Source organism: Corynebacterium sp. MSK044, from assembly GCF_030232825.1.
GTDB lineage: Bacteria > Actinomycetota > Actinomycetes > Mycobacteriales > Mycobacteriaceae > Corynebacterium.
In genome coordinates this window covers 1-299 of record NZ_JASPJJ010000077.1, presented here as the reverse complement: position 1 = coordinate 299, position 299 = coordinate 1, and the positions used below count along the sequence as shown (strand labels likewise).

The following is a 299-nucleotide window of genomic DNA, read 5'->3' as shown; positions in this document are numbered from 1 at the left end:
AGGCGTGTGTGTTCAGCAACTAGTTGATCACCGTTGAAGATGCTCACCAGTTGCGGGGTGAGCCTGACCGTCACTGCTTCTCCTACCAGCTGAAATGGCACCGAGTAGTACTGGTAGTCACAGGTGATGTGCCAGTTACGGTCGACTTTGCACCGCTTGTATGACACTTCCGTAAACGGTGTCGGCGGCAGGTCGCGCATCACTGGTGCTTCTTCTTGCTCGAAGCGCATGCGCCGTGTTGTGCCATCAGCCCGTGTCATTGCGCTGTTGATATCGGCAAGCCGGTCAGCGATTGCCTC

General features: G+C 56.2%; 1 protein-coding gene. It reads right to left on the bottom strand.

Going from position 1 to position 299, the window contains the following annotated elements; translation table 11 throughout:
- The coding region (locus tag QP994_RS11145) for a Mu transposase domain-containing protein (protein ID WP_502870055.1) at positions 1-299 on the bottom strand (299 nt) is incomplete at both ends.